The sequence below is a fragment of the Inquilinus limosus MP06 genome (genome assembly GCF_000767795.1).
Classification (GTDB): domain Bacteria; phylum Pseudomonadota; class Alphaproteobacteria; order DSM-16000; family Inquilinaceae; genus Inquilinus; species Inquilinus limosus_E.
This window is the reverse complement of record NZ_JANX01000376.1, coordinates 1-6,236: the sequence shown is the minus strand read 5'-3', so window position 1 is coordinate 6,236 and position 6,236 is coordinate 1. Positions and strand designations below refer to the sequence as shown.

9 protein-coding genes and 1 pseudogene are annotated in these 6,236 nt (G+C 72.1%); 6 read left to right on the top strand and 4 right to left on the bottom strand.

Going from position 1 to position 6,236, the window contains the following annotated elements; genetic code table 11:
• A pseudogene (locus tag P409_RS23410) lies at nucleotides 1-454 on the bottom strand (DUF5666 domain-containing protein); the annotation flags it as partial.
• Entirely contained in the window at nucleotides 451-1,311 is an 861-nt protein-coding gene (locus P409_RS23405; RefSeq protein ID WP_034844372.1) for a DUF6502 family protein, read from the bottom strand. The pseudogene P409_RS23410 and the gene P409_RS23405, both read right to left, overlap by 4 nt.
• Nucleotides 1,312-1,453: 142 nt before the next feature.
• Here P409_RS23405 and P409_RS23400 point away from each other — a divergent pair, with 142 nt between their 5' ends.
• From P409_RS23400 to P409_RS38200, 3 genes are all read left to right on the top strand, one after another.
• Nucleotides 1,454-1,675: a hypothetical protein gene (locus P409_RS23400; protein ID WP_034844370.1), complete on the top strand. Its 222-nt coding sequence runs from the start codon at nucleotides 1,454-1,456 to the stop codon at nucleotides 1,673-1,675.
• A gap of 120 nt (nucleotides 1,676-1,795) precedes the next feature.
• Nucleotides 1,796-2,098: a hypothetical protein gene (locus P409_RS38205; RefSeq protein WP_034844368.1), complete on the top strand. Its 303-nt coding sequence runs from the start codon at nucleotides 1,796-1,798 to the stop codon at nucleotides 2,096-2,098.
• On the top strand, nucleotides 2,095-2,274 hold the full coding sequence (locus P409_RS38200) for a hypothetical protein (RefSeq protein ID WP_034844365.1): 180 nt from the start codon (nucleotides 2,095-2,097) through the stop codon (nucleotides 2,272-2,274). The genes P409_RS38205 and P409_RS38200 overlap by 4 nt, the downstream gene beginning before the upstream one ends.
• Here the strand turns inward: P409_RS38200 and P409_RS23385 are convergent.
• Nucleotides 2,264-2,650, bottom strand: a complete 387-nt coding sequence (locus tag P409_RS23385; RefSeq protein ID WP_034844362.1) for a winged helix-turn-helix domain-containing protein — start codon at nucleotides 2,648-2,650, stop codon at nucleotides 2,264-2,266. The two genes, P409_RS38200 and P409_RS23385, sit on opposite strands and share 11 nt — an antisense overlap.
• Before the next feature lie 87 nt (nucleotides 2,651-2,737).
• Between P409_RS23385 and P409_RS23380 the strand changes: the two genes are divergently transcribed.
• Entirely contained in the window at nucleotides 2,738-2,965 is a 228-nt protein-coding gene (locus P409_RS23380) for a hypothetical protein (protein WP_034844361.1), read from the top strand.
• Nucleotides 2,966-2,977: 12 nt separating this feature from the next.
• Here P409_RS23380 and P409_RS23375 read toward each other — a convergent pair whose 3' ends face one another.
• A complete protein-coding gene (locus tag P409_RS23375) occupies nucleotides 2,978-4,378 on the bottom strand; it encodes an FAD-binding oxidoreductase (protein ID WP_034844359.1) in 1,401 nt (466 codons plus the stop codon).
• Between the two features lie 197 nt (nucleotides 4,379-4,575).
• On the opposite strand from P409_RS23375, the gene P409_RS39135 reads away from it, so the two are divergent.
• Both P409_RS39135 and P409_RS39130 read left to right on the top strand, forming a co-directional pair.
• Complete coding sequence (locus tag P409_RS39135; protein WP_161790455.1) at nucleotides 4,576-5,325, top strand: hypothetical protein; 750 nt, start codon at nucleotides 4,576-4,578, stop codon at nucleotides 5,323-5,325.
• A 32-nt stretch (nucleotides 5,326-5,357) separates the two neighbouring features.
• Nucleotides 5,358-6,236, top strand: an 879-nt coding sequence (locus P409_RS39130) for a CHASE2 domain-containing protein (protein WP_161790454.1), incomplete at its 3' end; no start/stop codon positions are given.

Here is a 6,236-nt window from a genome sequence, read left to right as displayed (position 1 = left end):
GGCCGGCGAAGGTGACGCGCTGCCCGGCGACGCGCAGCGCGGTTCCATTCGACTCGACCGCCTCGACCGGGCCGGAGACCTCGTGGCGCACGATGATGCTGCGGGCGTCAAGGCGCGAGCCGCTGCCGGACGCCGTTATCACCGCGACCTGGCCGACGCGCAGGACATCGCCGCGGGCGCTGCTGCCCTCGACCCGCACCGGCGTCGCCGGGTCGAACTCGACCTCGATGCCGTTCACCCAGATGCTGCCGAAGCCGGTGATGACGCCGACGATGCCGGTGCCGCCCATGCCGCGGTCCTCGACCGGCGAGATGCCGGTGCCGCCGATGCCGCGGTCGGCGACAGTCGCGGCCGTCGTCGCCGGAGGCGGGGCAGCCGGACGGTTTTCCGTCCCGGCGGGAGAGCAGGCGGCCGCCAGGCAGGCAAGCGCCAGGAGTCGCATACGGCTCGTCACGGCGCCGTCTCCTCGTCGACCGGATCATCGTCGACATACACGTAGACACCCAGGTTGATCCGGCGCAGCGGCGTGACCGGTTCGCCCTCGGCGGCCTTGTCGTCCGCGTCGGCCATGGCCAGGGCGATGCGGTTGACGTCGGTCAGCAGCTGCTGCGCCGCCTCGCGCGCCGTCGCCTCCAGCTGCACCACCGTCTCCGGCCGCAGCCGATCGTAATGCATGCTGCGGTCCAGGAACGGCGCCGGCCCGGCGGTCGCCACATTGGCGGCCGCGGCGGCGATGTGATCGTGCAGGTTACGGGCGAAGTAGAACAGCTGCTCCTCCCCGCCCGGCCGCGGGATGAAGGCGGCCTGGCTCAGATGCACCCGGTCCTCCCGGTCCAGCGACACGATCCCCTGGCCCAGCCAGTCGTCCAGCACCGCCCGGGCCCGCACATCCTTGGTCACCGATTCGACCAGGCCCTCGAACGAGGCCTCGCCCGCGTCCCGGGCCGCGCGCGGCAGGGGCCGCGGCCGCCCGTCCGCATCGGCATAGGGCGGCGCGGCCAGCCAGCGGGCGATGATCTGGCTGCCCAGCGTCACCACCTCCGGCACTCCGTCCGCGGCCGGGGCCTCGGTGCGCAGCCGGCGGATCTCCTTCCGGTGCACGCCGGTCAGCAGGCTGATGCGGCTGTCGGTCTGCGCCTTGGGGTCGGCCAGCAGGTCGCGCGCCGCGACGTCGACATACAGGCCGCGCAGCAGGTCGGCCAGGACCGGAAAGGTCACGCCGCTGCGGATCAGCAGCCGGACCAGCGGCCGCAGCAGGCGCGCCAGCGGCTTCATCAGGGCCTGGGGTGGCGGGTGCAGAGAGGCAGGCATTCTCGGGCAGGATCCCATCGGCGCGGGCAACTGTAGCACGGCGGTGTGTGGGAAAAGTACCCACAAAACAGAGATTTCATTTGACGTGGGCATTAATCCCACAGATTGATCGTGGGAGAATTTCCCACAAAAAGGAACCTCCATGCGAACCCTGGAGTCGACCGCGACCCGCGAGGCCTTGCCGCCGATCGTGCCGGACCCCGGCTGCGGTCCGCGGGACATCGCCAGCCGCCGGGTGATCCGCCACATCGTGGTCACCGCCTTCGCGATCGCGCTGATGGCCGGCGCCGGGCTGCTGCTGATCGATATCGCCATTGACCGGCTGACGAGCCTGTCCCTGCTCCGGCTGTCCGGCCTGTTCTGAGGAGACAGCGATGCTGCAGCCGATCCTGACGATGCTGCCGTGGCTCGGGGTGTATCTGCGGTCCCGCCTCCCGGCCGCTCGCCGGCGGTCGCCGGCCGTCACCCTCGCGGAGCGCCGGCGATGATGGATTGCCTGATCGTCTGGGCCGCCCTCGGGCCGGTCCTGGCCTTCATCGCCGGGGCGGTCGTCATCGCCTGGTGGGATGACGAGGAGGAGGAGCCTCTGCTGCCGAATCTCCCTCGCCGGGCGGGTGAGACAGCGTCCGGCGGGCCGGGACAGGGCCCGTCCTTCGATCTGTATGGCGAGCTGTATGACCGCCGCCGACCCGCCTGGGTCCCGCTGCACGCCCCGCCCGCCGGACATCCCGGGCCGCGGGCGACGAGATCCTGCGTGCAGTGCGGACGGATGGAGGAGCGGCCGTGATCATCGCCCTCATTCTCTGGGCGGTCATCGGCCCCTCGGTCGGGATGGTGGTCGGGGCCGCCTTCGCGTCCCGCAATCTCGACGGAGAGCGGCCGCGGGCCGAGGCGTTCGGCCGGTCGCCGGACAGCGCCCTGCCGCCCGTACCGGCCGGCCGGCTGAACCCGGCTAGTCCTTGATCTCCGCCGGCTCGGCCGCGGCCTCGCCCGGCGCCGCCGTCGCCGTCTGCAGCCCGTCCAGCCGCCGCACCACGCTGGCCGCCGTCTCCGCCTCGATCGCGCGGTACTGCTCGACCAGCCACTGGCCGAAGGGGGTCAGCGCGGCGCCCCCGCCCTGCGGGCCGCCATGCCGGGTCTCGATCACCTTCTCGCGGAAGCAGCCGTTCAGGCTGTCGATCAGCAGCCAGGCGCGGCGATAGGACATGCCCATCGCCCGCCCGGCGGCGGAGATCGAGCCGGTCTCGGCGATGTGCTCGAGCAGCCCGATCTTGCCGGGGCCGAGCTGCCGGTCCGGGCCGGCGGGGTCGAAGTCGATGCGGATGCGCAGCCTGGGCATGATTGTGCCATGATACGGGTTGGCGGGGCCGGGGGGAACTCGGCACCGCACTCTCCGTTGAGAGGGAAGGCGACAAGGGAGGCCACGATGTCTGCTGCCGAGCCGCGCCAGGCCGAGCCGGCGCCGGACGACAAGGTTGACGAGGCGATCGAGGAGTCGTTCCCGGCCAGCGATCCCCCGGCCTATCCGGCGGGCGTGACCAGCGGGGCGCCCAGCCACGAGGCCGCCGCGCCCGAACCGAAGCGCAACGCCCCGGTCGTGGCGGTCATCGCCGTGGCCGTGGTGATCGTGCTGCTGTGGGCCCTCTTCGGGTAAGGGGACCCTGGGTCAGTTCCCGGGCAGGACCTTGCCGGGGTTGAGCAGGCCGGCGGGGTCGAGCGCCCGCTTCAGCGTCTGCATCACCGCGACACCGTCGCCATGCTCCTGCTCCAGGAAGCGGATCTTGCCATAGCCGATGCCGTGCTCGCCGGTGCAGGTGCCGCCCATCGCCAGGGCCCGCATCACCAGCCGGTCGTGGAAGGCCTCGGCGCGGGCGATCTCCTCATGGTCGTCGGGGTTGAGGATCATGCAGGTGTGGAAGTTGCCGTCGCCGACATGGCCGACGATCGGCGCCACCAGGCCGCTGGCCTCGATGTCGGCCTTGGTCTCGACCAGGCAGTCTGCCAGGCGGCTGATCGGCACGCAGACATCGGTCGGCATGCCGCGGCAGCCAGGGCGCAGGGCGATGCCGGCGTAATAGGCCTTGTGCCGAGCCTCCCACAGCCGGTTGCGGTCCTCGGCCTTGGTGGCCCAGCGGAAGTCGCCGCCGCCATTCTCCTGCGCCAGCGCCTTGACCGTCTCGGCTTGTTCCGCCACCCCGGCCTCGGTGCCGTGGAACTCGAAGAACAGCGTCGGCGCCACCTCGAGGTCGAGCTTCGAATAGGCGTTGCTGGCGCCGATCTGCACCTCGTCCAGCAGCTCGATCCTGGCCACCGGGATGCCGAGCTGGATGGTGGCGATCACCGTGTTCACCGCGTCGGCCACGGTCGGGAAGGCGCAGACGGCCGAGGAGATGGCTTCCGGGATGCCGTACAGCTTCAGCGTCACCTCGGTGATCAGGCCCAGCGTGCCCTCCGAGCCGACGAACAGCCGGGTCAGGTCGTAGCCGGCCGAGGATTTGCGGGCCCGGCCGCCGGTGCGGATGATGCGGCCATCCGCCAGCACCACCGTCAGCCCCAGCACGTTGTCGCGCATGGTGCCGTAGCGCACGGCGTTGGTGCCGGAGGCGCGGGTCGCCGCCATTCCGCCCAGGCTGGCATCGGCGCCGGGGTCGATCGGGAAGAACAGGCCGGTGTCGCGCAGATGCTCATTCAGCTGCTTGCGCGTCACCCCGGCCTCGACCGTGCAGTCGAGATCCTCGGCCGAGACCCGCGTCACCCGGTTCATCTGCGACAGGTCGATGGTGACGCCGCCGCGCAGCGCCGCGATGCCGCCCTCCAGCGAGGTGCCGGTGCCGTAGGGCACGACCGGCACCTCGTGCTCGGCGCAGATCCGCACCACCGCCGCCACCTCCTCGGTCGAGCGCGGGAAGGCGACCGCGTCCGGCGGCATGGTCGGGTGCCAGGTCTCCTCCCGCCCATGCTGCTCGCGCACCGCCGCGGCGGTGGAGAAGCGGTCGCCCAGCAGGGCGCCCAGGGCGGTGGCGGCGCGGTCGGCGAGGGCGGGGCGGTGCGATTGGGGAACGGCCATGATCCGCTTAAAGGTCAGACATAAGAGCCCATCGACCTTAAGCCTGCTGCGCCCGCGCGGCAAGAATGCGCCGCCGGGCTTCGCCGCCGCAATCCCGTGGCGCGGCCGCCGTCAAGCCGACACAAAGCCCGGGCATTTGACTTCCCGTCGGCGACAGACCAGCATTCGCCGAAATTTTCGGGTCGGGGTGGTTCTATATGAACAAGTTTATTTCAACATGGTTTGCCGCCGTGATGATGGCGGCCGTCCTGGTTCCGACAACGGCTTCGGCGCAGTTCGACGGGCTGCTGCGGGATCTTCTCCCCGCGGTCACCAACCCCGACTCCAGCAGTTCCGACATCCGTGTTCCCGGCGGAGAGCCCGCGGCCCAGGTGACGGCGATCAGCGGCGCCCCGGATGCGGGGGTGGAGGTCACCGACAGCGTCTATCCCGGCCAGACCATCAATCTCGGCCGCGGCGGACGGCTGACGCTGGCCTATGGCGACGGCTGCACGGTCGAGACCATCCGCGGCGGTATCGTCACCGTCGGCAGCGGCTCCAGCCGCGTTGCCGGCGGCCAGGTGCAGACCAGCGGCGCCGGCTGCGGCCGGACTCAGGTCGCCGTCGACGCCCGGTCGGCCGAGGCCGGGGCGGGGGTCGCCCGGCTCAATGCCGAGGCTCGCCGGTCGGACAGCCCGTTCAGCCAGAGCCTGTGGGCCGAGACCACCGTGTCCTCCGCCCGGCCGCAATTCTCGGGCGCCGCCGGCATGGTCCGCATCGTGATGCTGGACGCGCCGACGCCGCAGACGGTCTGGGAAGGCGAGGGCGGCAGCGGCTTCCGCTACCCGGGCAACGCGCCGAAGCTGCAGACCGGCGTGCCCTACCGGGTCGAGGCGGACGGCCGGTCCGCCGTGTTCTCGATCGACCCCGGCGCCAAGGGGGCGGGCGGCACGGTCGTGCTGCGCTGACGCGCGGCCCGCGGCTTCCTCCCGTCCGGATGATGCGAAGGCTCCGCCGCCTGGCCGTGGCGCTCGGGATCGGCCTGGTCCTGGGCAGCGGGCTGCTGCTGCCCGGCGCCGCCTTCCTGCAGCGGCTGGGCGTCGACGCGCTGCTGTGGCTCGACCAGCCGCTCGGCTGGACCCGCCGGGCGCTGCCCGACCGCCTGCCGGTGGCGGTGGTGGCGATCCGGGAGGAGACCTATCGTACTCCGCCGCTGCAGAACCGCCCGAAGGTCGCCTGGACGCCGGAGCTCGGCCTCGTGCTGGCCGCGCTGGCCCAGGGCGGGGCGGCCGTGATCGGCCTCGACGAGGTCTATCCGACGACGCTCGACCTCCCCGACCTCAAGCCCAATTACGACCGGCCGCTGAAGCAGGCCCTGGCGGCGCTCGGCCCGGCCGGCAAGGCGGTGCTGGGCTACGCCCAATCCGGCGACCTGGCGGTGCGGCCGGACCGGGGCCAGGTGATCGCGGTCGGCGGCGACGCCAATCTGCGCCCGCTCAACCTCGTCCGCGACCAGGACGACGTGGTCCGCCTCTATCCCACCCATCTGCCGCTGCAGGGCGGCGCGGGCGAGACCCCGTCCTTCGCGACCGAGCTGGTGTCCCGGGCCGGCACCGCGGTGTCGCGGGGCGAGCCGCTGATCGACTTCACCATCGGGCCGCGGGACGTGCCGATCTACGAATTCGCCGACCTGGCCGCCTGCGCCAAGGCCGGGCAGGTCGACTTCTTCCAGCGGGAGTTCGCCGGCCGCATCGTCATCATCGGCGGCGTGCTCGACGTCGAGGACCGGCACACCACCCCGCGCCGGGTGCTGGAGGAGGTGGCCGACCACGAGCCGGCGGCGCGCTGCATGCCGGCCCCCGGGCAGCCCCTGTCCACC

Excerpts from the sequence above, each read along its gene's own strand:
- P409_RS23405 (WP_034844372.1), bottom strand. The coding sequence starts at position 1,311 with ATGCCTGCCTCTCTGCACCCGCCACCCCAGGCCCTGATGAAGCCGCTG.
- P409_RS23400 (WP_034844370.1), top strand. The coding sequence starts at position 1,454 with ATGCGAACCCTGGAGTCGACCGCGACCCGCGAGGCCTTGCCGCCGATC.
- P409_RS38205 (WP_034844368.1), top strand. The coding sequence starts at position 1,796 with ATGATGGATTGCCTGATCGTCTGGGCCGCCCTCGGGCCGGTCCTGGCC.
- P409_RS23385 (WP_034844362.1), bottom strand. The coding sequence starts at position 2,650 with ATGCCCAGGCTGCGCATCCGCATCGACTTCGACCCCGCCGGCCCGGAC.
- P409_RS23380 (WP_034844361.1), top strand. The coding sequence starts at position 2,738 with ATGTCTGCTGCCGAGCCGCGCCAGGCCGAGCCGGCGCCGGACGACAAG.
- P409_RS23375 (WP_034844359.1), bottom strand. The coding sequence starts at position 4,378 with ATGGCCGTTCCCCAATCGCACCGCCCCGCCCTCGCCGACCGCGCCGCC.
- P409_RS39135 (WP_161790455.1), top strand. The coding sequence starts at position 4,576 with ATGAACAAGTTTATTTCAACATGGTTTGCCGCCGTGATGATGGCGGCC.